Below are 23047 nucleotides of genomic sequence, written 5' to 3' on the forward strand. Positions count from 1 at the left end.
ACTCCGTAAAACCAATCAATGATATTCAGTGAAAGTACAATATTTTAAGAAGAAACGACATTACGTCTTTTAAAGACAATAACGGTTTCTGGTAAAAATAGAAGGATAATTTATAGCGTAAGCCTATAAATTCATATATTTTAAAAAGCTTCTGGATTCAAAAAGCATTGGGTTCTTTCGGCCCGCTGACTCCTCTCTCCAGAAGCTAGATTAAAATACTACAAGACTGTTAATCGGTGCCAAAAGATTAATATGCCTTTGCAAAAACTACAGTATGCTCAGCTGGTTTACCACAGCAAATGCAGACTTGCTTTTTCTCCGCCGGATCGAAAGGAATGTTACGGCTGCCCGCACCTGTCTCTTCCTTAACTTTGGACTCGCATTCTTCGGAACCACACCAGCCAGCTAGTGCAAAGCCGCGTTTTTCTTCCATCGAAGCTTTCATTTCTTCCAAGGAATCCACAGAATAGAAATGGTCCTCGCGGAATTTCAGGGCACGTTCGAACATTTCATTATGAACCTGCTCGAGCATTGCTTGTACCTCTTCAACAAGGTTCTCCTGCTGAATAATCTTCTTCTCACCACTGACACGTGAGACTATAACGCAAACGCCATTCTCCATGTCGCGTGGTCCAAGCTCCAAGCGAACAGGTACACCGCGCATTTCATATTCATTGAACTTCCAGCCTGGTGTTACATCTGAACGATCGTCCACACGTACACGAACGCCGGCGTTCTTCAGCTCCTTGAACAGCTCGTCCGTCCGTCCAATCACGGCTTCGCGAGTTTTAGGTGGTCCAATAGGAATCATAATCACTTGAGTCGGTGCTACCTTAGGCGGCAGAACAAGACCACGGTCATCGCCATGCACCATAATTAGCGAACCAATCAAGCGTGTAGTGGATCCCCATGAAGTGGTATGCACATATTCCAGATTATTGTCGCGACTCAAATATTGGATTTCAAAAGCTGTTGCAAACTTGGTACCTAAGTAATGTGAGGTAGCAGCCTGAACAGCACGTCCATCTTTCATCATCGCTTCAATTGAATACGTATCTACTGCACCGGCAAAGCGTTCGGAAGGTGTCTTCTGTCCAGTGATTACCGGAATGGCAAGAAAAGTCTCGGCAAAATCACGGTAGTTATCCAGCATCTTCATAGTTTCTTCGCGAGCTTCTGCTTCATTCTCATGCGCAGTATGCCCTTCTTGCCAAAGAAACTCAGTAGTACGGATAAATGGTAAAGTACGCTTCTCCCAACGAACCACATTCGCCCATTGATTGATTAGAACTGGAAGGTCACGATAGGACTGGATCCATTTAGAATACATATGCCCGAACATGGTTTCAGATGTAGGACGGACTGCCAAACGTTCCTCAAGCACGTCACCACCAGCCTCAGTTACCCATGGCAGCTCGGGATTAAAGCCTTCAATATGATCCTTTTCCTTTTGAAAGAAACTCTCTGGAATGAACACTGGAAAATAAGCATTACGATGCCCAGTTTCCTTGAGGCGACGGTTCATTTCCTCCTGAATATGCTCCCATATTTCATAGCCTTCTGGCTTAAATACGATACAGCCACGGACAGGAGAGTAATCCATCAAGTCTCCTTTTTTAATAACATCAATATACCAGCGTGAGAAATCCTCGCTTTGCGGCGTGATTTCCGTAACGAATTGCTTATCTTTTGCCATGTAATGGAATGCCTCCCGAAGAAAATTAGCCGCTGATCAAACGTAATATATCATTATACGTAACAGCAATCATTAATAAGAATAACAGTGCAAATCCAACAAAGTGAACCATGCCTTCACGACTTGGATCTACAGGTTTACCACGTAAAGCTTCCACGCCTAGGAACGCCAAACGGCTTCCATCAAGTGCCGGAATCGGTAGTAGGTTAAAAATCCCCAGATATAGACTTAGGATAGCAGCCCAATAGGTAAGATACTGAATGCCTTGTTGAGCAATTTGACCGGTTACTTCAAAGGTTCGTACCGGACCTCCAATATCATCCATATTGAATTTATTGATCAATTGTTTAAAGCCCAGAAAGATAGCTTCAGTCGTATCGACCATCGCTTTACCTGAACCTGTCAACGTCTCGCCAACCCCAGCTTTACGGGTAGGCAGCTCAGGTGTAATCCCTATTTTCCCGCCTTCTTGTCCCTCCATACTGCGAGGAACGAGAGTCACGTTAAGGGTCTCATCACCACGTTGCAGCGTCCATTTCATTTCTTTCCCTTTGGATTCTGAGGTTAAATCAATCATTTTTTGGTAATCGGCACCAATCTTCTCACCGTTAATGGAGACAATAATGTCACCCTTCTGCAATCCCGCCTCTTGAGCTGGCATTCCTGCAGAAACGTCGCCAATCTTAACATAAGTTGGATTCTCGACCGGAATGCCAACCATTTGCAAATGGATAGCAAACAGAACAAAAGCTAACAGGAAGTTCATTACAGGACCCGCAACAATAGCCAATGCACGCTGACCCACGGTTTTGCTGCCGAATTGACGATCTTTAGGTGCAATCTGAGTCTGTTGCGTTCCTTTAATCATCATCGCTTGCGGATGAACGTCATAAGTAGTAACTTCGCCATCCACATCCAAGCGGATTTGCAGATCATTTTCGAGATCGGTATGCAGGGCCTCACCACGGATAACATTTTTACGTGTATCCAGTGCGTCCAGATAAATATTTTTCACTTTGTTATCCTGGCCGAGTCTTACCGCAATGGTCTGTCCTGAGCCAATTTCAATAATCTCTGGATCTTCACCAGCCATCCGGGCATAACCGCCAAAAGGCAGTAAACGCAGAGTGAACTGTGTCTCATTCCGTTTATAAGAAAACAGTTTCGGACCGAAACCGATAGCAAATTCCCTCACGAGAATACCGGCGCGTTTGGCAAAATAATAGTGACCCCATTCATGTACAGTCACCAGGACAAAAAACATGAGCACCGTTAATAAAACGACTTGAACCATTTCCAAACGTATCATCCCCCTTTAGGTGTAAGACCGAAGTATGTCCTCTTAATTTATCATTATTCTCCGATCAGGCACAAGAGAATCAACTGTCCCAACCTATTTTTAGGGCAAAGTAAGTATTTCCAGTCAAGCAATAACACCGTTGGCGTCCCTTAAGGAGACAGTACGCGTTTACGCGAGAAATATAAGGATAATGTATAAAGTGAAATTTATACTTTCTTATATTTTTAACAAGAGAGTTTCCTACGTTCTACAGCGATGCTGCCAGCTCACGAACACGTTTATCACAGAATTCAATTTGTTCCAAATTCGGATGGTCTTCGTTAACATGACGATGCAGCACTTCCCCAATGATCTCCTCAATGCGCAGAAATGGGATCTCATGGCTCAAGAAACGAGCAACAGCGATTTCATTTGCCGCATTAAAAGCAGTAGTTGCAGTCCCTCCAGCTTTTCCACAATCCATGGCTAGCTTAAGTGCAGGGAACCGTTCAAAGTCCATTTCCCGGAAAGTCAAACGCCCAATTTCAGCTAACGATAAACGCTGAGCCGGTGACTCCCAGCGTTCGGGATACGTGAGTGCATATTGAATTGGGACACGCATATCGGGATTCCCAAGCTGAGCAATAATGCTGCTATCGCGGAACTCCACATAAGAATGAATGATACTCTCTGGATGCAAAAGTACATTTACTTGTTCATAAGGTAGACCGAATAGCCAATGCGCTTCAATTACCTCAAGCCCCTTATTCACCATTGTAGCAGAATCAATCGTGATTTTCGCGCCCATGCTCCAATTCGGATGACGAAGTGCATCTTCTACGGTTACATTTTTGAGTTGATCACGAGTGAAATCTCGGAAAGATCCACCAGAAGCTGTTAAAGTGATACACGCAATATCAGAAAGATTCTCACCATTTAAGCACTGAAAAATAGCGGAATGCTCACTATCAATAGGTAGCAACTTAACTCCCTTACGATTAGCCAGTTCAGTGACGAGATGTCCTGCGGTAACCAAAGTCTCTTTATTGGCTAGTCCAATATGTTTTCCTGCTTCGATAGCAGCTAATGTGGATTGGAGGCCTACGCTACCCATAACAGCCGTTACGACCATTTCGGCGTCTCCACCCGCTGCTACCTCAACTAGGCCTTCATTTCCGCTGAATAGCTGTATGCCAGCAGGCAGACTGGATCTAATCTCATCTGCCAGTTCCTTTGTCGCAACAGAAACTCGACGTGGCTTAAAAAGGCGAACTTGTTCCAGCAATAATGCTGTATTCGTTCCAGCCGCCAAGCCATCTACTTGAAAAGAGTCCGGGTGCATAGCGATGACATCTAGAGTCTGAGTGCCGATAGAGCCGGTGGAACCAAGAACACTTATTTTTTTCATAGTTATACCCTCTCCTCCCGTTAATAGTAAGGCATTAGCGTTACGATATGTACGAATGGAAATACGATAATCCAGCTGTCACATCGATCAAGAATACCACCGTGACCAGGTAGAAGTGTGCCAGAATCTTTGATACCATACGCACGTTTATAGGCTGATTGCACAAGATCACCAAGCTGACCCATCACTGCACAAGAAAGCCCTATAAGAAGCGCTCGTCCTATCGCTAAATGCTCAGGAGCAAATATTGCAAAAATGATAGCGATCAGCATCGAGATCAGCACTCCACCTACTGCACCTTCCACCGTTTTGTTAGGACTGATGGCAGGCCAAAGCTTGTTTTTCCCCATGCTTTTCCCAACAAAGTAAGCCCCAGCATCACTACCCCAAATGCAGAAAAGTAGCAAAAAAGTCCAGAACAAACCATGTCCGTCATCCGATGCACGAGCCATGGCCATATAAGAAAAACCCATTCCAATGTATACTATACCAGTAAACAGCAAGGCTGTTACTCGAATATCCAATTTATTTTTAGTAAAAACTGTAACTAAAAGGAACAACAGCAGCAGAATCCAAATTCCTTGTTCCCACGAAAACGGCGCAGAGACTCCCAGTAAATTCCAAGGGATCATGAAACTTAGGATGGCTGCATAACCAAGAACGGTAGAACCGGAAAGCGCAGGTATCCCTATCATTTTCACAAATTCATACAACCCGATAAAAGCCATGGCAGTAAGTAACAACTGATATGGCCAATTTCCTAATACGCATAAGCCTAAAAATAGTGCTCCGGCAACAATTCCGGTAATCAATCGCTGCTTCAAAGGTTTCCATCTCCTATCAAGCTACTTCAGTCCACCATAACGGCGTGTACGGCGTTGATATTCAGCAACTGCCTGATGCAAATGCTCCTTATCAAACTCAGGCCAATACACATCAGTAAACCACAGCTCAGAATAAGCAAGCTGCCATAGCATGAAATTACTAAGTCGCATTTCTCCGCTTGTACGTATAAGCAAATCCGGATCTGGTAACCCACCTGATAACATCCGGCTATCGATTAGATCAGTCGTAATATCGTCCGGTGATAAGGCCCCTGATTGGATGTCCTTACCAATGCTGCGCATGCAGTCCTCAATTTCTTTGCGTCCCCCATAATTAAGAGCAAAATTCAATATAAGTCCAGTATTGCCCTGTGTCCGGGAAATCGCTTCTTCCATAGCTTTACGGGTGTATGAAGGCAATGCATCAGTATCCCCCATCATACGTACTTGGACATTCTTCTCAATCAGCTCATCAAGCTCAATGGCTAGAAACTCCACTGGCAAGCGCATCAGATAATCGACTTCTTCCTTTGGTCGTTTCCAATTTTCTGTCGAGAACGCATACATCGTCAAAAACTCAACACCCAGTTCGTCTGCAGCGATTGTAGCACGTTTAACAGCCTTCATGCCATTCTGATGACCCACAACGCGCGGCAACCCGCGTCGTTTAGCCCAACGCCCATTGCCGTCCATAATAACAGCCACATGCCGGGGAATGTTATCCGGTGAAATCTCGACTGGCTGTTGCCTGTCTTTACGGCTCAGCCACGCTTGAACCCGTTTGATCATTTCCGTTTCCTCCAAGCTCTTATCAGAAAGAGACAAACCCCACCATTAACGGAGGGGCCTTAAGTCTCTAGAATATCTTTATACTTCCATAATCTCTTTTTCTTTGGATACAAGCACTTTGTCGACTTCGGCTATGAACTTATCCGTTGTCTTTTGAATGTCTTCCTGATGGCCACGGGACTCATCTTCTGAGATACCGTTTTTCTCCATCTTCTTGATATCATCGTTAGCATCGCGGCGAATGTTGCGGATCGCTACTTTCGCTTCTTCACCAAATTTCTTCGTCAATTTCACCAAATCCGTCCGACGTTCTTCAGTCAGCGGTGGGATAGAAAGACGAATAATTGTACCGTCATTGGCAGGCGTTAAACCGATATCCGATTTCATGATCGCCCGTTCAATGTCAGACATCGATGTTTTGTCCCAAGGTTGGATTAACAGTGTCCGGGTATCCGGAGTACTGATATTCGCCAACTGATTGATTGGGGTAGGGGAACCGTAATATTCAACTTGAATGCGATCCAGCAGTGATGTTGTAGCGCGTCCTGCACGCAATGTTGCCAAATCACGTTTCAGCGATGAAATCGCTTTTTCCATACGTTCTTCGGCATTTTTTTTGACCGATTGTGGCATTAATCTACACTCCCTTTAACAATCGTCCCGATCTTCTCACCGAGAACGACACGTTTGATATTGCCTTGTTCAGTAATGGCAAATACAATGAGCGGTATATTATTATCCATGCAAAGAGATGATGCTGTTGAATCCATAACACCAAGGTTTTTGTTCAGAACATCCATGTAAGTGAGCTGTTCAAATTTCTCGGCTGTGCTGTCTTTAAACGGATCTGCTGAATATACACCATCAACCTTATTCTTCGCCATCAGAATCACTTCTGCTTCGATCTCTGCCGCTCTAAGTGCTGCAGTAGTATCTGTAGAGAAGAACGGGTTACCTGTGCCTGCTGCAAAAATAACGACGCGACCCTTCTCCAAGTGGCGAATCGCACGACGACGAATGTACGGTTCAGCAATTTGCTGCATCGAGATCGAAGTCTGCACTCTAGTAGGCACATCGATTTGCTCTAATGCATCCTGCAGAGCAAGTGAATTCATTACTGTTGCCAGCATGCCCATATAATCTGCAGTAGCGCGATCGATGCCGCTTGCGCTGCCGGCGATCCCACGCCAAATATTACCTCCGCCACAAACAATCGCAACCTGAACGCCAAGCTCAACAACTTCCTTGATCTGTTCAGCGATGGAAATAATCATGTCGGCATCAATACCATATCCGTTTTGTCCTGCCAAAGACTCTCCACTTACCTTAAGGACTACTCTCTTAAATACCGGCTGTTCCAAATGTATACCCTCACTTTCTGCAAAAGACGGAACACTACGTGTACGTGTTCCGCTCTTCTGATGCTTGCCTTTATTCAATTCTTCACATTTATGATGAAGCTGTTATTAATTATTAACTTGTGCCATAACTTCTTCAACAAAGTTATCAACTTTCTTTTCCAAACCTTCGCCTAGTTCAAAACGAGCAAAACGACGGATCGAGATGTTTTCTCCGATAGTGCTGATTTTTTCGTTCAGCAATTGGGAGATTGTTTTGTCAGGGTCTTTAACGAAGGTTTGCTCAAGCAAGCAATATTCTTCGTAATATTTTCCAATACGTCCTTCAACCATTTTTTCAATGATTTTCTCAGGCTTACCTTCGTTCAAAGCTTGAGCTTTCAAGATTTCTTTTTCTTTTTCTACATCTTCTTGTGGAACTTCTTCACGACGAACATAACGCGGATTTGCTGCAGCGATTTGCATAGCGATATCGCGAGCAAATTCCTTAAAGGAATCTGTTTTACCAACAAAGTCAGTTTCGCAGTTGATTTCTACAAGTACACCAATACGGCCGCCAGCGTGGATGTAAGATTCTACAACGCCTTCAGTAGCAATACGTCCTGCTTTGTTTGCTGCTGCGGACAGACCTTTTTCACGAAGCAATTCTGCTGCTTTAGTGATATCGTTATTAGCTTCTTCAAGCGCTTTTTTACAATCAAGCATACCAGCGCCTGTTCTTTCACGAAGTTCTTTTACTGCTTTTGCATCAACTGCCATTGTTTATTCCCTCCAGGTAATTGTCGTTTTCTTACATTATTTAAGGCCTTTATCCTAAAAAAAGGGCAGTGAGAGGTTATCCACCTGCCAACCACCCTTTTCATTTAAGTTCTTGTATGTGTTAGTCGCTACTTAAGCAGTAGTTGTGTCTTCGCCTTGGTGAGCTTCAACAACAGCGTCTGCCATTTTACCAGTCAACAATTTCACGGCGCGGATAGCGTCGTCGTTACCTGGAATTACGTAGTCGATTTCGTCTGGATCACAGTTAGTATCAACGATAGCTACGATTGGAATACCCAATTTGCGAGCTTCTGCAACTGCGATACGCTCTTTACGCGGGTCAATGATGAACAACGCGCTTGGTAGACCTTTCATGTTCTTGATACCGCCCAAGAATTTCTCAAGACGATCTTTCTCTTTGCGAAGAAGGATAACTTCTTTCTTAGGTAGAACTTCGAAAGTACCATCTTCTTCCCAAGATTCCAATTTCTTCAAACGATCAATACGTTTTTGGATAGTTTGGAAGTTAGTAAGAGTTCCGCCCAACCAACGTTGGTTAATGAAGAACATACCTGAACGTTCTGCTTCTTCTTTTACGGAATCTTGTGCTTGTTTCTTTGTTCCTACGAATAGGATTGTGCCGTTGTCACCAGCGACGCTTTTTACAAAGTTGTAAGCTTCTTCTACCTTCTTGACTGTTTTTTGCAAGTCAATAATGTAAATTCCGTTTCTTTCAGTGAAGATATAACGATCCATCTTTGGGTTCCAACGACGAGTCTGGTGACCGAAGTGTACCCCAGCTTCTAGAAGCTGTTTCATGGAGATTACTGCCATCTTCACACACCTCCTAAGTTTGGTTTATTGTGTGTCTCCTCCGCCGTGCGTCATCTTTCAGCAAGACTTTCTTCAGAAGAAAGCACCCCTTGTCGAAATCAACCGGCGTGTGTTTTAACACCGTCAATTACTATACCATATTTTATTAGTGTATGCAACGATCATTGAAAACTAATTAATTTTTCTAATATAGAGTCTAGAGTCTCGTCTTTATTAAAGTTGTAAGAACCCGATTGTATTTTCTTGTTGATCCCGCGTTGATTGGCGGCTTTAAGAAAATCAGCCTTATCCTTAATGACCTCAGCCTTCTCCAAAATATCTGCTGTTTTTGTCAGTGTGCTTCCTGAAGGTATACGAACAAATACCCCTGTATTCGCAGTGACTTTAGGCTCAACAGGTGTAACAGCAGACGGTGCTGTAGTGACCCCTGGCGTCTCAACAGTACCTTCTTTAGGCGTTGATGGCTCTTGTGGAGGGATAACCTTCTTGGGGTTATCAGATACTGTAGGAGTTACTACAGGAGCGGGAGAAGCCGCTACTGCAGGCTCAGAAGGTGTCACATTCTCCTGACTTCCATCAGTTAGTCCGACATTCTCCTGATCTTGATCAGCCTCTTCCAAAGAAGCCTCATCTGAAGGGGATTCAGTAGCTGCGTCGATAACCTTCAAGTTCAATTTCTCGGCTCCTTGTAATACTTGTTCCTTGGTCAGTGGAGCTGCCCCGCCGGATATCATTAATTGAAGCAGTAATGCTCCTGCTATTAGCCCTGTGCCAAGTCCAAACAAAAAAGAACGGTTCTTCATCATACCGATTCCTCCTGTTTGGCGAGTTGCAGAATCAGTTGCACTTCTCCCCGCTGAAGTCCAGCCGTCTTGGCAATGGAGTCTATCGATTTCCCCTGCTCATGCAGTTCAAACAATCGTGGATATCGCAATTTAATAGAACTAATAGGTTTTGCTTTCACCTCGGATTGTTTTGAACTCATTTCAGCCCCGACAGACGGATCCCCGCTCGCCGTAACCTTAATATACGAGTCCTTCTCAACCGAAACTTCCAACTCTCTTAACCGTTTTTCTTCGTCAGTTACCCGGCCTTCTAGTAGTACAGAGCTTTGCTGTAATTCTTTTAATTGAAGCTGCAAATCGCTAATCTGCCCTTGCATTGCATTATGATTAGTTTGAGATTGCTGTTTAATACTGCTGACTAGCTGTACTAGCTCTTCATTCTCGCGCTCTATGTCAGCCATATATAGCTCAAGCGCAGCCTCCGTTTCTTTGAGGCTCTGCTGTTCGGCTTTTCCTTCCTTCATACGTGCTGGAAGTAGAAGGGCATAAAGAATAGCGGCGACACCTACTAGCACAATATACACCCATGGTTGCAAGTGCCTTATCTCCTTTTACAAATCAAATATAATTTATAATTACTGATTAAAGACTCAGATCAATGCGTTGTCCTTTGTAAGGATGTTCCGCATCACGAGTTCCTGGCTTCGAACGTTTCTCAGAGGATGGATTCCCTCCGGAATGATGATTACCTTTATCTCCGCCATCACGCAAAGCGGATTCAGAGGATTCATCCACTTCAGAGCTTCGCATGGTCATTTCCTGGCTTTGCTTCACATTTTGTCCGGCCAGTTGATGCTGATCAATCGCGGGGCGCTGCTGAGATTCATTCTGAATCTTCCCCGCCTCCGTAGTCCGAGGTAGCGCAATTTGCAGTTCCACTGGTTTTAGGCTCATCATAACCCTCTTCTCATAAGAAGAAACGATGTTGTCGTCTTTTAGAGACGATAACCATTTCTCGTAAAAATATAAGGATAATGTATAACGTGAAACCTACACTTTCTTAAATTTCAAGAATGGCCGGCCGCTAATGCTGCCCGCCTAATTAATTGTATGGCGTTAAGGATATATCACCTTCACTATAGGCAAACACAACTCGTTCGGTAGGGTCCTTTACAAATCGGGTATATCTGCCGATCATAATCTTGGATCCACCATAGATTGTCTTGATCACTTCAACTCTAGCTCTACCTGTATCTTCTAGCATTCTTTCAATCTCCAGCACCCGTTCTTTAATTCTTTTTTCCTCACGTTGATGAGATTGTTTAGTAGCATTCAATTTAACACGAAGCGCCACTTTATCCGCAGGTAGTTGACCGTTGGTTGCCAGTTGATTTAAGAGATACAGCGCTTTAGAAGTTTTGTCCTCATTTTCAAGCAACTGTCGTAGCGATTGACGTAATTCATTAATCTCATTTCTGAGTTCAGGCACTACACCTACCTCAATCGCAGTCGCTGTGGACATGGTATTGCCTATTGTGCGTGCCACAACTCTTTCCCCGGACTGAACAGTTCCGCCTACGATTAAACCCTTAGCACCGTTACAAAGCACATCCCTGCCCGCACGTATATTGGAATGCATAATACTCTGGGATACAATGACATCTTCACCAGCGGTAACATTGCCATCTTGAATGAATGAGACCTTTACATTCTTCCCAGCGGTTACATGTCCTTTGTTATAGCCGATAATTCCACCCGTGATTTCAATGGATCCACCAGAGATTAATTCTGCTCCCTCTACTCCACCAACTACACGAATATCACCAGCTGACTTTACAGAAAAGCCGGAAAGTACGTTTCCTCGAATAACAACAGTACCTACAAAATCTATGTTCCCAGTACTGTAATCCACATCACCATTCACTTCATATACAGGAAAAACATTGATTTTACCGCTATCGGTTAAAGTAACAAGACCGTCAATTGCGGCATACATCGATGTTCCATTGTTATCAACAAGTACATTCTTTCCGACTTTAAAATGAGCTTCCTTTCCAGCTCTGAAAGCAAGCTGATCCCCAGTTACAGTCTTTCCATGTTTACCAGGCTGAGCAGGGATAATTCTAGCGATCAATTTTCCTTTGAGCACGTTACGAAGCCGAACTAAATCCTTATAATCTACCTTACCATCCGCTTTTTCAAGCGGCTTGCGATCCTCTTCCAGATCAACAGTGAGCATTATACTTCCGTCGACTCCATTAACTGCTGGTTCACCCGTAGCAATAGCGACTTTGCTCCAAAAAAACTCCTCCGGATGACTACAAATACGTTCAACAACATCTCGCTGGATCCCGTAGCGAATATTGTGACTGTTCAGGAAGCTTTCCAATTCTGTAGGTGAGCAGGAAAATTTCTCATCTTTTTTGGAGAACTGCAAATACGCGATCCCTTTGTCATCCGAAAAAGTAATACTTAAGTACTGATCCAAAGCATTTTGACCGATCAATTTTGCTCCCCCTTGTCACCGCTAACGGTTAATCATTCTGCATAAGTAGATCGCGATTTTTCTCAAGCGTTCCCCTCAGCCGTAAAATGGCCTTGGAATGAAGCTGCGAAATCCGTGAAGGAGATAATGACATGACCTCTGCAATTTCGCTCAATGATAAATCTTCATAATATAAAAGGGACACGACGGTCCGTTCTTTCACCGTTAATTTCTCAATACCTTTGGTGAGCGCTTCGCGTAAGTAGAACTCATTTACCTTGCTATCCGGATTCTTAGCTTTATCGTCCACCAGTATGGACATTCGGGTCTCTGATTCCTCTTCACGGATCGGGTCTTCTAGTGAACATAGTGACATAACAGCCACATCCTGCAACATATTTTGAAATTCTGTTACACTTATATCCAGGTATAGACTCATTTCCTCATCACTAACAGATCTTAGATACTTCTGTTCAAGTTGCTGATAAGCGTCCTCGATTTTTTTAGCTTTTTCTCGCACAGATCTAGGAACCCAATCACTTTGGCGTAAGGAATCTAAAATTGCACCGCGTACTCGCCAGGAAGCATATGTCTGAAACTGTAATCCTCGTTTGTAGTCGAATTTTTCAATCGCATCAATTAGTCCCATTACTCCATTGCTCGCTAGATCATCTTTAGAAACATTCTTGGGTAATCCCACAGCCAAACGGCTGGATACATAATCAACAATATGGAGGTAACTCTCTATCAGCTTCTTTTTGGCTTCAGGGTTATTGTGTTCTTTCCACTGTTCCCATAGCTCGTCAGTTTCCAATTGAGAAGCTTTACGCTCGTTCAATAGCTTTCACCCTTCCCAAAGTTTAGTCAGAGAGCTTGTCGCGGCGAAACCTGCCTTGTCACAAGCATAAACGCCTTCGGTGTCCTCCTAAGGACGGCAGCGTTTAAGCGAGAAATATAAGGATAATGTATAGCGGAAGCTTATACACCCTTATATTTTAAGATAACCGATTCCGCCACAGCGCTCGCTTATTCTTCTTTCAGGTGACGAACGGCCTTGGCCAATTCTTCAGGATCTTTCATAGAGACTAGTTTTGGGGGTGTAAGAGGCTTGAACCCCTCACTGTTCCCACTTCCTTGTCCTGGCTTCGGTTTGAGCAGGTTGATTAACTCTTCATCCTCATCAGGGGTACTGATGTCTAGTTTCGCACCAAGTTCTTCTCCGTCAGCATCCTGTTCAACTGGAGGCGAAGATTGATACATAATAAAACCCAATACCCATCTTAGGAGGAAAGCAAGCAGAAACCATATGATAAATCCTAATAGGCTTCGTAATAAACTAGTGCCGAGAACATTATTACTGTAGGTTACAAAAAATGTGAATACAAAACCTATCAAACCAAACAGCAAGTTTATTAAAATGTTTCCTATCATCTTCATATTTATATTTCCTTAGCGCCTTTTTGCACACTGCGGATGAACAATACACCAGTGTTGCAGGCAATTTCTATCGTACGGCCATAATTACCGCCCGTATCTTCCGCAATTAACGGAATTTTTAAGAGCTCAAGAGCAAGTTTACAAGATTCAACATTACGAGGCCCGATCCTCATGGTGTCGCTCCCCCCGGCAAAGGCAAACATTTGTGATCCTCCTGCCATCTTGGCCACGATCCGACTTCGAACCGCACCAAGTTCCAGCAAACGGGATAAGAGCTCCGGCACTGCAGTATCTGCAAACTTAGCGATGTTTAATTGCCCTTCCCTAGCAATCTCAGAAGTAGGGAGCATTACATGCGCCATACCTGCGAGTTTTTTTCCAGGGTCAAACAATGTCAATCCTACGCAGGAGCCAAGACCCGTTGTACGAATCAAACTATCCTGGCTTCCAATGTTAAGATCTGCCATCCCTACTTTAATGATGCTTTGTTCTTCAATCATTTTCAAACGGGACTCCTAGCGATTTGAAGATTTTCGGGAATGATTCCGGATCGGGAATAAGGAAAAATTGCCCTTCAATTTCGTTTTTCCCCTCAAAAAAGGTAGTATCGATCAACAATGCATCGTCACCCATTTGCCCAAATTGCAGCAAACCGTAGCTTAGGATGGCTCCAGCCATATCCATGGCAAGTGCAGGAACTGTTGGATACATAGAAAGTGAGGTGAAGTCTGCAAGAGAAGATAGGTACGACCCGGCCAAAATATTGCCAATTTCACTCAGCGCAGAAAGCTCCATTTCTCCAAGCTCTTGGTCACTCAAAATCTCGATGCCTGCGATGCGACTAAGTAAGTTCAAAGCCGCTTCCGGTGAAAGAATGAAAAACAGGTTGCCCGGAGCTTCACCCTCTACACGTAAGAAAACTGCGTATACAAATTCTTCAGCTCCACCAACTTTGTCCGTAATCTCTTCAAAGTTGAGAAGCTGTACCTTGGGAACTGCCATATCAATCGGCTTATTCAAAAGCTGTGATAATGCGGTGGCTGCATTTCCAGCTCCAATATTCCCGACTTCCTTAAGCACATCCATTTTGAAATCCTTATAGTGCTTAAATAATTCCACAGGTTAGCCCTCTAGGCTTTCTAATTGAACGATTTCGCCTTTGTTAAGCACTTCTGACAGATTAAGCATGATCAGCAAGCGCTCTTCGCCTATCTTGGCCACCCCATCTAAATACTTTGCTTTGATGCCGCCAACAACATCTGGAGGTGTATCGATAGAATCTCTATTCAAATCTATTACATCGTTTGCTGAATCTACAATGAAACCTACTTCCATTTCATTAACAGATACGATGATTACACGAGTCTGATCCGTGTGCTCCGCCTCTTCGATCCCAAAGCGGCCACGAAGGTCAATCACGGGAATAACAACTCCACGTAAATTAATTACACCTTTGATAAAAGAATACGTTTTAGGTACGCGTGTAATTGGCATCATACGCTCAATAGTCTGTACCTTCTCAACTTCAATACCGTATTCCTCTGAGCCTAATTTGAACACTATCACTTTAATATCTTCAGCCATGGAATGAACCTCCCTGTTCTATCCTAGTTATTTAATAAAAGCGTTCGGATCGATAATAAGTGCTACTTGACCATCTCCAAGTATCGTTGCACCAGATATCCCTTGAATTTCAGGTAAATATTTACCCAAATTCTTGATAACTATTTCGTTTTGACCAATAAAATCCTGTACAGCTAAAGCCACAAGACGTTCTCCCTTACGAACAACTACGATCTCTGTCTCTTCTTCAGTACTTTCGTCGTAATCAGGTACCGAAAATAGACGACTAAGCGAAACCAGTGGAATATGAGAATTCCGGAATTCTAACATTTTGTTACCATGAATCGTACGAATCTGAGTGTTCTTCACGATTCCAGTTTCCACAATGGAGGATAATGGAATGGCATACTTCTCAGAGCCCAATCGAATAAGCATGGCCGCAATAATGGATAGAGTAAGTGGCAGCTGAACTGAGAAATTCGTTCCTTTTCCAGGAGAAGAATAGATCGTTACATTACCACCCAGAGAAGAAATCTTAGCTTTTACAACATCCAGCCCTACGCCACGACCAGAGACATCAGAAATAACTTCTGCTGTACTGAAACCTGGTGCAAATAACAATTGATAAGCTTCCTCATCCGTCATATTCGCTGCTTGCTCTTGTGTAATCACGCCTTTTTTCACAGCAGACTTCAGGACCTTCTCTGGATAAATACCTGTTCCATCTTCCTCGATTTCAATGAAAACATGATTTCCACTGTGGAAAGCTCGAAGATGAACGGTTCCAGTCTCTGGTTTACCTGCAGCAATGCGGTCAGCAATGGATTCAATCCCGTGATCCACCGCGTTACGCAATAAATGCACTAACGGATCACCAATTTCATCGATTACCGTCCGGTCAAGCTCAGTTTCGGCACCCGTTACGATAAGATCTACTTTCTTGTCCAGCGACTTAGCTAGATCACGAACCATACGTGGGAATCGGTTAAATACGGTATCTACTGGAACCATTCGAAGCTTCATAACGATATTCTGTAGATCACCACTTACTCTGCCCATATGCTCTACGGTTTCCGTAAGATCACTATTCTGTACCTCTGAAGCCAGCTGCTCCAAACGAACTCGGTCAATCAGAAGCTCACTAAATAGATTCATGAGCACGTCTAAACGTTCGATATCTACACGAATTGTACGGGAAGGTGCCCCTCCTGTTTTGGCTGCTACCGGCTTATTACTTTCATCTTTGGTAGGTGATGGTTTAGCCGATGCTACTGGAGCAGGAGCTGTTTCCACCTCGACGGCTGTTGCGGCCACCTCTGACACAGCGGATCCTGATTCTTGACCAAGCATTTTCAAGGATTCTTGATCTAGTGCTACTGCCGTTACTTTATCAATTTCAGACAAATTCATAATCATCGCCTGAATTTGATCCGCGGTTTTTTGGGTTATGTAATAGAGTGAGAAGCTTTGGTCAAATTTCTCTTGTTCTATATCTTGAACGGATGGGAAGGATTTAACCACTTCACCCGAACGTTCGAGTAGATCGAACACCATGTATGCACGGACAGCCTTAAGTTGACAATCCTTACGGATTGTTACGTCCACATACAATGCATGATGCCCTTCCTGAATCGATTGTTCTAGAACAGAAAATTGGAACTCGTCCAAATGAATCGGAGTTTCACCTGCTTGTGCTGCTGGAGTTGCAGCAGCAGATGCTCCGCCACCTTCAACAGGAATCTCTCCTCGAACAATAGCCTGTAGGGAGGAGACAATGGCTGATACATCTGCTTTACCTTCGCCACCGCCAGTAATGTCTTCAACCATAGACTCTAAGGCATCCAAACTTTTGAATAACGTATCAAAAATAAAATCCTGCATGCGCAGCTTGTTATTACGTACAAGATCTAACACATTTTCCATTTGGTGTGTAAGTGAAGCCAAATCTTCAAAACCCATAGTTGCTGCCATACCTTTTAAGGTGTGCGCAGAGCGGAATATTACCTGTACGATACTAAGATCCTCAGGATTCGCTTCTAACCCCATCATGCTCTCGTTCAATGACTGCAGATGATCATTCGACTCATCAATAAACATGGATAAATATTGGTTCATGTCCATAGTAGAGCACCTCCCCTTCGAGTTCGCTTTTCCGTTATTTAACGGCTTGCACTAGCCTTGGAGCAATTTCTTGCAAAGGTAGTACATATTTGACGCACTGCAATTCCACCGCAGATCGCGGCATCCCGTATACGACACAGGTCTCTTCACTTTCAGCAAAAGTTGAGGTTACGCCTGAGTCATAGAGAGATTTCATCATCCTTGCACCATCACTGCCCATCCCTGTCATCAGCAACACATGCCGATCTAGCGATGTGAGTGGAAGCAATGATTCGAATAAAACATCCACTGAAGGTCGGTGGCCATTTCGTGCCTCCTCCTTCGTGAGTACAACTGCATATTGCCCTTTAGCTGATGGGGTAACTTGTAAATGATAACCTCCAGGCGCAATGTAAGCAGTCCCTTTTCGTAATATCATCCCCTGCTCTGCCTCTAACACTTCTAGCGGACTGAATGTATTCAGTCGCTGGGCCAGTGATTTCGTGAAGTTAGGCGGCATATGCTGCACAATGACTATCGGAGCCGGAAAATCTGCGGGAATCTTCTCCAGAAGCACCTTTAGTGCACGGGGGCCGCCTGTAGAACAACCGACAGCAACTAATTTTTGCAAATTCTTGCTACCAACCATTCGATCCGGAGGAAGTACCGGAGGATCAGAGGATACCTCCACTAAAGATTCTATCACCGGTTTGCGGGGAGTTGGTTTATTCTCTACTTTAGACTTTGGTTTGGTCTTTTCAGATATCGGTGTTTTAGCAGAGATTATTGGTTTAGTTGCTACTTTAGGGATAGTACTATCTACTGGCTGTTTTCCCCGAGGTTTCCTTACCCCTTCATTTTTGAGAGAAGATTTAAGCGTAGCCTTGGGTTTGTCTGGTATCGATCTTGTAGCAGTCGGCAGTAATGGCTCTAAAGGTGCAATGTCAGGCAGCCTAAATGCAGATGCTCGCGCTTCTCGCTGCTCCCGAGCCAACATAGCTTCTTTCATTTGTTCTCTTAGGGATTCCCCTACTCCCGTTATATCCTGAGAGTTTGATATCGAAGGTTTACGAATGAAATCAAAAGCGCCCCATTCCAGTGCAAGAATGGTTTCCTTCATACCCTCTTCATTGATACCTGACAGCATAATCACTGGCAGCGGATCTGACGCCATTATTATTTTCAGCGCTTCCAGGCCGTTCATCTCCGGCATTTCCACATCCATGGTAACTAGATCCGGACGCAGCTTGTTAATTTTCTCGATAGCTTCACGCCCGTTTGTGGCTGTTGCCGTCACCTGAAAGTCAGCGTCATTTTCAATTAAATCGGAAATGATCTTGCGCATAAATGCAGAATCATCAACAACCAAAACTTTATATGGCTTCATATCATTTCCACCTCTGTTCCAGATTCAGAACAATTATTTACTTCGCTTTAACCATTTATGAATAAAGCCTTTAATACCTTGAACTTTTGTATCCTTTTTACCATCTATGGTCAAATAACTTAGGGCTAGCCGATGTATATCTCTTGCAGCAACGCTGTTTGGAAAAGCCAATGAGAATGGCGTTTGCCTTTTGACGGCCTGCACTACATGGGCATCTGAGCTTATATGACCAAGATAGGAAACATCTAATTGTAAAAAACGACTGGCAGCCATACGAATCTTATCACTTGTCACTGACGCTTCTCTTTCATCACCCGCTTGATTCACGATCAGTTTAAATGAAATTTCCGGATGCGTCCGATTCACAACCTTCATTAAAGCATAGGCGTCTGTAATAGCAGTCGGTTCTGGCGTAGTAACTACTAGGCAATCGTCCGCAGAGGTTATAAATTTCATCGTTTCCTTAGATAATCCAGCACCTGTATCAAACAAAATATAATCCATGCTGTCCGCTATATGAGCTATCTGGGCTGTGAAATAATTAAGATCCGATTCCGAAAGGGAAAACAACTCATCCATGCCCGATCCACCAGCTATAAAAGGAAGGCCGTTCGGTCCTAACTGAATAATCTGCTCAATATCCGCTTCTCTTTTTAACAGATGATATAGGTTATACTTCGCCGACACGCCCATTAACACGTCTATGTTAGCCATGCCAATATCTGCATCGAACAGCAATACTCTCTTTCCCATTGCTTTTAAGGTTAAAGCGAAATTAAGTGTAAAATTCGATTTACCTACGCCACCTTTACCACTACAAACAGTAATGATACGGGCGGATGTTTCCCCTTTTTCAGCTAGTTTCGGCTCCTGACTGGATACAAGCTGTCTCAAGGATTGTGCCTGATCCATCATGATTCACCTGTTCCAAGAAGCATTTCACTAAGTTGTTCTTTGGAAGCCATCAATAAATCGTCGGGTACATTTTGACCATTGGTCATATAAGATAATGTGAGAGGGAAATCATTCAGGACGTTAAAGAGTGGTCCATAACTTCCCGTCTCATCTAGCTTGGTAAAAATAACTTTATCCAGCCTGTACCTGCCGAAATGCTCTGCAATCAATTTCATATCACGGCTTTTCGAGGTCAAGCTGAGCACAAGATAGGTCTCACTTCTTAATTCCTTCTCCAACAAGCTTTGCAGTTCTGCTACAAGCATATCATTGCGATAATTCCGTCCAGCTGTATCCATAATTACAAGATCACAACTCTCTAATCGAAAAAGTGCTCTTTGTAAATCACCTGGCGACTGAACCACCTCTAGCGGAACATTTAGAATAGATGCGTATGTACGCAACTGCTCCACAGCTGAAATTCGATACGTATCAGAGGTGATAAAACCAACCTTGCGTCCGTATTTGAAAAGCTGTTCAGCCGCAAGCTTGGCTATTGTAGTTGTTTTCCCTACTCCGGTGGGCCCTGCAATATATACAATTTGGGTATCCTGTGCAATTCCATCAGCGATTCGACCTGCCAGAAATCCATCGAGTTGTTCTTTCAAGGACTCCTGAAATTTCTCTGGCCCCCAAGTACGTCCTTCATCTGCCCAACGTTCTGAGATATTACTAATCCATTCTTCAACAAGTACAGTATCCATCTCCTGCTCAATCAAAAGATCTCTAAGCTGCTGAAGACTGTCCGGCAACTCCCTAGCCCCCGAAGATTGTCTAGCGATTCGTTCCATCCACTGCTTCATATCTCTAATCTCACGAAGGACATCATTATCAATAGCCGAAGCAACGGCGGGTGTCTGTTCCAGACCAAGAGACTCATAAAGTGCAGATACAGATGTCATATCCTCCTGATTTGTTTCAGACGCTTTGAGATGATCCTTGCTTACATTCCGAGATTCTTGTAAGGGCTCTGGATGCTTTTTCGTCGATTGCTCTACATCAATTGCTTCAGACAAGGCTGCGGCGATCTCAGCAAATGACCTAGGTTCTTCGGGCTTTTCCAACGTAACAGTAGCTGTAGATGTTGTAGATGATGCTTTTTGGTAAGCCTGCGGGACAGCGCTGCGCGGAATGTTCATCGCAGGCTTGACAGGCTTTTCAGGAGTACTCCCCTGTTGAGCTTTTTCAACAGCCGCTACAACCTCTATTTTTTTCTTTTTAAACAATCCTAAAAATCCGCCAATCTTGATTTCTTTTGTACTTAAAATGACGGCCTCGCTTCCAAGCTCACTGCGAATGGAATGCATGGCGTCAGGCATCGTATCGACAACATAACGCTTCACTCTCATAAATTCACCACTCCGACGCTCTGTATTTCAATGTTAGGCTCTAGTTCGCTATAAGACAGCACAGGAATATCCTGCATTGTCCGTTCAATCACCTGTCGCAAATACATACGAATGGTTGGTGATGTGAGTACAATGGGCTGTTGTCCAGACTGTAGCAGTCGATTGATCTGTTCGCTTAACCGCTGATAGATCGTCTGAGTCGAAGCTGGATCCAGTGCCAAATAACTGCCCTGTTCTGATTGCTGTACACTCTCAGAAATTTTCTTCTCCAGATTAGGTCCCACCGTGATAACTTTCAGCGTCTCTCCTACTTGCGAGAATTGCTGAGTAATCTGTCTGGACAAGGACTGACGAACATATTCGGTAAGAATATCAGGATCCTTGGTGTACGTCCCATAGTCTGCTAACGTCTCAAAGATAGTGACCAAATCCCTGATCGATATCTTCTCGCGCAGCAACTTGGCAAGTACCTTCTGCACATCCCCAATCGCCAATACGGAAGGAATTAGATCGTCGACAAGCACTGGATAATTATCTCTTAGGTTATCCACCAGCATCTTAGTTTCTTGTCGTCCTATCAGCTCATGTCCGTGCCGCTTAATGAGCTCCGTCAAATGTGTTGCAACAACGGATGGTGGATCTACGACGGTATACCCGGACAATTCAGCCCGCTCTTTAACCGACTCGTCAATCCATAGCGCAGGAAGTCCAAACGATGGTTCAATGGTCTCAATACCGTTTATAGATTCATCATCATAACCTGGACTCATAGCCAAGTAGTGATTAAGTAATAATTCACCGCCGCCGACAGTATTTCCTTTAATTTTTATGACATATTCATTCGGTTTTAGTTGAATATTGTCGCGAATGCGAATAACAGGCACTACAAGACCCATTTCAAGGGCACATTGCCGTCGAATCATGATGATGCGATCTAGCAAATCGCCACCCTGACCTGTATCTGCCAAAGGTATAAGACCATAACCGAACTCGAATTCAATTGGATCCACAGAGAGTAAATTGATTACACTTTCCGGACTTCGTACCTCTTCAATCTGCTTCTCTTCAACAAGCTGCTCTTCGGCAATCTGTTTTCGATTTAAATTCTGTCCCATACTATAGGCTGCAAAAGCCAGCAAACCTGCTAGTGGGAGCGTAGTAATCATATGTATAGGTGTGAAGAGACCTAGAAAAGCAACAGTAACTGCAACAATGTATAACAGCTTTGGATAGGACAGCAATTGCCCAGTTAGTTCTTCTGCCAGATTTCCTTCCGATGAAGCTCTAGTAACGATAAGACCTGCTGCAGTCGAAATGAGCAAAGCAGGAATTTGGCTGACTAGACCGTCCCCGATCGTCAATACGGAATAAGTAGATAACGCAGTGGAAAAATCCATTCCGTGAACAACCATACCGATAATAAATCCACCAATAAGATTGATCAACAGGATAATGATACTCGCAATCGCGTCTCCTTTAACGAATTTACTCGCACCATCCATGGCTCCGAAAAAATCCGCTTCCCGCTCAACATTACGGCGCCGTTCACGTGCCTGAGTTTCGTTAATCATGCCTGCATTAAGATCGGCATCAATACTCATCTGCTTGCCGGGCATCGCATCCAGGGTAAATCTCGCCCCTACCTCAGCTACACGCTCTGACCCTTTGGTAATAACAATAAACTGAACCACTACCAAAATTAGAAACACGATAAATCCAACGGCAATTTGTCCGCCGGCGATCCAGCTACCGAAAGTAGATACCACCGAACCGGCATCTGCGTAGGTCAGGATCAGTTTTGTTGTCGAAATGTTTAGTGACAGACGAAACAATGTCGTAACCAGCAATAATGAAGGGAAAATTGAAAACTCGAGTGCATTCTTCGTGTTCATAGCCACTAATATGATAATTAATGCTATAGAGATATTAATGACAAGCAAAACGTCCAAAAGCCAGGACGGGATAGGCAGAATCATCATAAGCACGATACCGATGATGCCTAGCAAAACTGTTAAATCTTTAGCTTTCAATGTCCTAACC

The 23047-nt window shown here is 43.8% G+C and carries 23 protein-coding genes; all 23 read right to left on the reverse strand.

Translation table 11 applies throughout. The annotated features are described in order from the left end of the window. Positions 1 to 247 precede the first annotated feature (247 nt). Positions 248 to 1696, reverse strand: a complete 1449-nt coding sequence (gene proS, locus ACN6MV_RS18945; protein WP_419884627.1) for a proline--tRNA ligase — start codon at positions 1694 to 1696, stop codon at positions 248 to 250. Positions 1697 to 1721: 25 nt separating this feature from the next. Then, complete coding sequence (gene rseP / locus ACN6MV_RS18950) at positions 1722 to 2996, reverse strand: RIP metalloprotease RseP (protein WP_076119569.1); 1275 nt, start codon at positions 2994 to 2996, stop codon at positions 1722 to 1724. Between the two features lie 247 nt (positions 2997 to 3243). After that, complete coding sequence (locus ACN6MV_RS18955) at positions 3244 to 4383, reverse strand: 1-deoxy-D-xylulose-5-phosphate reductoisomerase (RefSeq protein WP_339287121.1); 1140 nt, start codon at positions 4381 to 4383, stop codon at positions 3244 to 3246. A 20-nt stretch (positions 4384 to 4403) separates the two neighbouring features. Continuing rightward, positions 4404 to 5207 (reverse strand): phosphatidate cytidylyltransferase, encoded by an 804-nt coding sequence (locus ACN6MV_RS18960; protein WP_042128872.1) that lies wholly within the window; start codon positions 5205 to 5207, stop codon positions 4404 to 4406. A gap of 21 nt (positions 5208 to 5228) precedes the next feature. Then, positions 5229 to 5996 carry an isoprenyl transferase gene (locus ACN6MV_RS18965; RefSeq protein WP_339287123.1) on the reverse strand — a complete coding sequence of 256 codons (768 nt, stop codon included), beginning with the start codon at positions 5994 to 5996 and terminating at the stop codon, positions 5229 to 5231. Between the two features lie 78 nt (positions 5997 to 6074). Then, entirely contained in the window at positions 6075 to 6629 is a 555-nt protein-coding gene (gene frr / locus ACN6MV_RS18970) for a ribosome recycling factor (RefSeq protein WP_042128876.1), read from the reverse strand. Next, positions 6629 to 7357, reverse strand: a complete 729-nt coding sequence (pyrH, locus tag ACN6MV_RS18975; RefSeq protein WP_036688491.1) for a UMP kinase — start codon at positions 7355 to 7357, stop codon at positions 6629 to 6631. The genes frr and pyrH overlap by 1 nt, the downstream gene beginning before the upstream one ends. A gap of 105 nt (positions 7358 to 7462) precedes the next feature. After that, positions 7463 to 8113: a translation elongation factor Ts gene (gene tsf, locus ACN6MV_RS18980; protein WP_042128879.1), complete on the reverse strand. Its 651-nt coding sequence runs from the start codon at positions 8111 to 8113 to the stop codon at positions 7463 to 7465. A 132-nt stretch (positions 8114 to 8245) separates the two neighbouring features. Beyond that, positions 8246 to 8947: a 30S ribosomal protein S2 gene (gene rpsB / locus ACN6MV_RS18985; protein WP_036688493.1), complete on the reverse strand. Its 702-nt coding sequence runs from the start codon at positions 8945 to 8947 to the stop codon at positions 8246 to 8248. Between the two features lie 161 nt (positions 8948 to 9108). Continuing rightward, entirely contained in the window at positions 9109 to 9753 is a 645-nt protein-coding gene (locus tag ACN6MV_RS18990) for an endolytic transglycosylase MltG (RefSeq protein WP_419884628.1), read from the reverse strand. Next, a complete protein-coding gene (locus ACN6MV_RS18995) occupies positions 9750 to 10328 on the reverse strand; it encodes a hypothetical protein (protein WP_419884629.1) in 579 nt (192 codons plus the stop codon). Before ACN6MV_RS18995 ends, ACN6MV_RS18990 begins: the two co-directional genes overlap by 4 nt. A gap of 46 nt (positions 10329 to 10374) precedes the next feature. Continuing rightward, positions 10375 to 10689: a hypothetical protein gene (locus ACN6MV_RS19000; RefSeq protein ID WP_339287128.1), complete on the reverse strand. Its 315-nt coding sequence runs from the start codon at positions 10687 to 10689 to the stop codon at positions 10375 to 10377. 145 nt (positions 10690 to 10834) lie between these two features. Beyond that, positions 10835 to 12238 carry a DUF342 domain-containing protein gene (locus tag ACN6MV_RS19005; protein ID WP_042128888.1) on the reverse strand — a complete coding sequence of 468 codons (1404 nt, stop codon included), beginning with the start codon at positions 12236 to 12238 and terminating at the stop codon, positions 10835 to 10837. Positions 12239 to 12266: 28 nt separating this feature from the next. After that, a complete protein-coding gene (locus ACN6MV_RS19010) occupies positions 12267 to 13055 on the reverse strand; it encodes a FliA/WhiG family RNA polymerase sigma factor (protein ID WP_042128890.1) in 789 nt (262 codons plus the stop codon). Between the two features lie 188 nt (positions 13056 to 13243). Beyond that, complete coding sequence (locus ACN6MV_RS19015; protein WP_331281337.1) at positions 13244 to 13654, reverse strand: hypothetical protein; 411 nt, start codon at positions 13652 to 13654, stop codon at positions 13244 to 13246. A gap of 2 nt (positions 13655 to 13656) precedes the next feature. After that, on the reverse strand, positions 13657 to 14154 hold the full coding sequence (locus tag ACN6MV_RS19020; RefSeq protein WP_042128892.1) for a chemotaxis protein CheD: 498 nt from the start codon (positions 14152 to 14154) through the stop codon (positions 13657 to 13659). After that, complete coding sequence (locus tag ACN6MV_RS19025) at positions 14147 to 14740, reverse strand: chemotaxis protein CheC (protein ID WP_375105424.1); 594 nt, start codon at positions 14738 to 14740, stop codon at positions 14147 to 14149. The genes ACN6MV_RS19020 and ACN6MV_RS19025 overlap by 8 nt, the downstream gene beginning before the upstream one ends. A gap of 36 nt (positions 14741 to 14776) precedes the next feature. After that, entirely contained in the window at positions 14777 to 15238 is a 462-nt protein-coding gene (locus ACN6MV_RS19030) for a chemotaxis protein CheW (protein ID WP_042128895.1), read from the reverse strand. A gap of 27 nt (positions 15239 to 15265) precedes the next feature. Next, positions 15266 to 17338, reverse strand: coding sequence for a chemotaxis protein CheW (locus ACN6MV_RS19035; protein ID WP_419884630.1), 2073 nt, complete (start codon positions 17336 to 17338; stop codon positions 15266 to 15268). Between the two features lie 34 nt (positions 17339 to 17372). Beyond that, positions 17373 to 18704 (reverse strand): protein-glutamate methylesterase/protein-glutamine glutaminase, encoded by a 1332-nt coding sequence (locus ACN6MV_RS19040; protein WP_419884631.1) that lies wholly within the window; start codon positions 18702 to 18704, stop codon positions 17373 to 17375. Between the two features lie 33 nt (positions 18705 to 18737). Next, positions 18738 to 19619 (reverse strand): MinD/ParA family protein, encoded by an 882-nt coding sequence (locus tag ACN6MV_RS19045; protein WP_042128902.1) that lies wholly within the window; start codon positions 19617 to 19619, stop codon positions 18738 to 18740. Continuing rightward, complete coding sequence (flhF, locus tag ACN6MV_RS19050; protein WP_042128904.1) at positions 19616 to 21007, reverse strand: flagellar biosynthesis protein FlhF; 1392 nt, start codon at positions 21005 to 21007, stop codon at positions 19616 to 19618. The genes ACN6MV_RS19045 and flhF overlap by 4 nt, the downstream gene beginning before the upstream one ends. Beyond that, positions 21004 to 23037, reverse strand: coding sequence for a flagellar biosynthesis protein FlhA (gene flhA, locus ACN6MV_RS19055; RefSeq protein WP_042128906.1), 2034 nt, complete (start codon positions 23035 to 23037; stop codon positions 21004 to 21006). Before flhA ends, flhF begins: the two co-directional genes overlap by 4 nt. Positions 23038 to 23047: the final 10 nt, after the last annotated feature.

The organism is Paenibacillus sp. B-A-8, from assembly GCF_048572915.1.
Classification (GTDB): domain Bacteria; phylum Bacillota; class Bacilli; order Paenibacillales; family Paenibacillaceae; genus Paenibacillus_AQ.

What these genes read in the sequence shown, in the direction of transcription:
- tsf (WP_042128879.1), bottom strand. Translation starts at nt 8,113, where the DNA reads ATGGCAGTTGATGCAAAAGCAGTAAAAGAACTTCGTGAAAGAACAGGC.
- ACN6MV_RS19045 (WP_042128902.1), bottom strand. Translation starts at nt 19,619, where the DNA reads ATGATGGATCAGGCACAATCCTTGAGACAGCTTGTATCCAGTCAGGAG.
- ACN6MV_RS19030 (WP_042128895.1), bottom strand. Translation starts at nt 15,238, where the DNA reads ATGGCTGAAGATATTAAAGTGATAGTGTTCAAATTAGGCTCAGAGGAA.
- proS (WP_419884627.1), bottom strand. Translation starts at nt 1,696, where the DNA reads ATGGCAAAAGATAAGCAATTCGTTACGGAAATCACGCCGCAAAGCGAG.
- ACN6MV_RS18955 (WP_339287121.1), bottom strand. Translation starts at nt 4,383, where the DNA reads ATGAAAAAAATAAGTGTTCTTGGTTCCACCGGCTCTATCGGCACTCAG.
- ACN6MV_RS19020 (WP_042128892.1), bottom strand. Translation starts at nt 14,154, where the DNA reads ATGATTGAAGAACAAAGCATCATTAAAGTAGGGATGGCAGATCTTAAC.
- ACN6MV_RS19000 (WP_339287128.1), bottom strand. Translation starts at nt 10,689, where the DNA reads ATGATGAGCCTAAAACCAGTGGAACTGCAAATTGCGCTACCTCGGACT.
- flhF (WP_042128904.1), bottom strand. Translation starts at nt 21,007, where the DNA reads ATGAGAGTGAAGCGTTATGTTGTCGATACGATGCCTGACGCCATGCAT.
- frr (WP_042128876.1), bottom strand. Translation starts at nt 6,629, where the DNA reads ATGCCACAATCGGTCAAAAAAAATGCCGAAGAACGTATGGAAAAAGCG.
- rpsB (WP_036688493.1), bottom strand. Translation starts at nt 8,947, where the DNA reads ATGGCAGTAATCTCCATGAAACAGCTTCTAGAAGCTGGGGTACACTTC.
- ACN6MV_RS18965 (WP_339287123.1), bottom strand. Translation starts at nt 5,996, where the DNA reads ATGATCAAACGGGTTCAAGCGTGGCTGAGCCGTAAAGACAGGCAACAG.
- ACN6MV_RS19040 (WP_419884631.1), bottom strand. Translation starts at nt 18,704, where the DNA reads ATGAAGCCATATAAAGTTTTGGTTGTTGATGATTCTGCATTTATGCGC.
- ACN6MV_RS19025 (WP_375105424.1), bottom strand. Translation starts at nt 14,740, where the DNA reads ATGGATGTGCTTAAGGAAGTCGGGAATATTGGAGCTGGAAATGCAGCC.
- ACN6MV_RS19015 (WP_331281337.1), bottom strand. Translation starts at nt 13,654, where the DNA reads ATGAAGATGATAGGAAACATTTTAATAAACTTGCTGTTTGGTTTGATA.
- ACN6MV_RS18990 (WP_419884628.1), bottom strand. Translation starts at nt 9,753, where the DNA reads ATGATGAAGAACCGTTCTTTTTTGTTTGGACTTGGCACAGGGCTAATA.
- ACN6MV_RS19035 (WP_419884630.1), bottom strand. Translation starts at nt 17,338, where the DNA reads ATGGACATGAACCAATATTTATCCATGTTTATTGATGAGTCGAATGAT.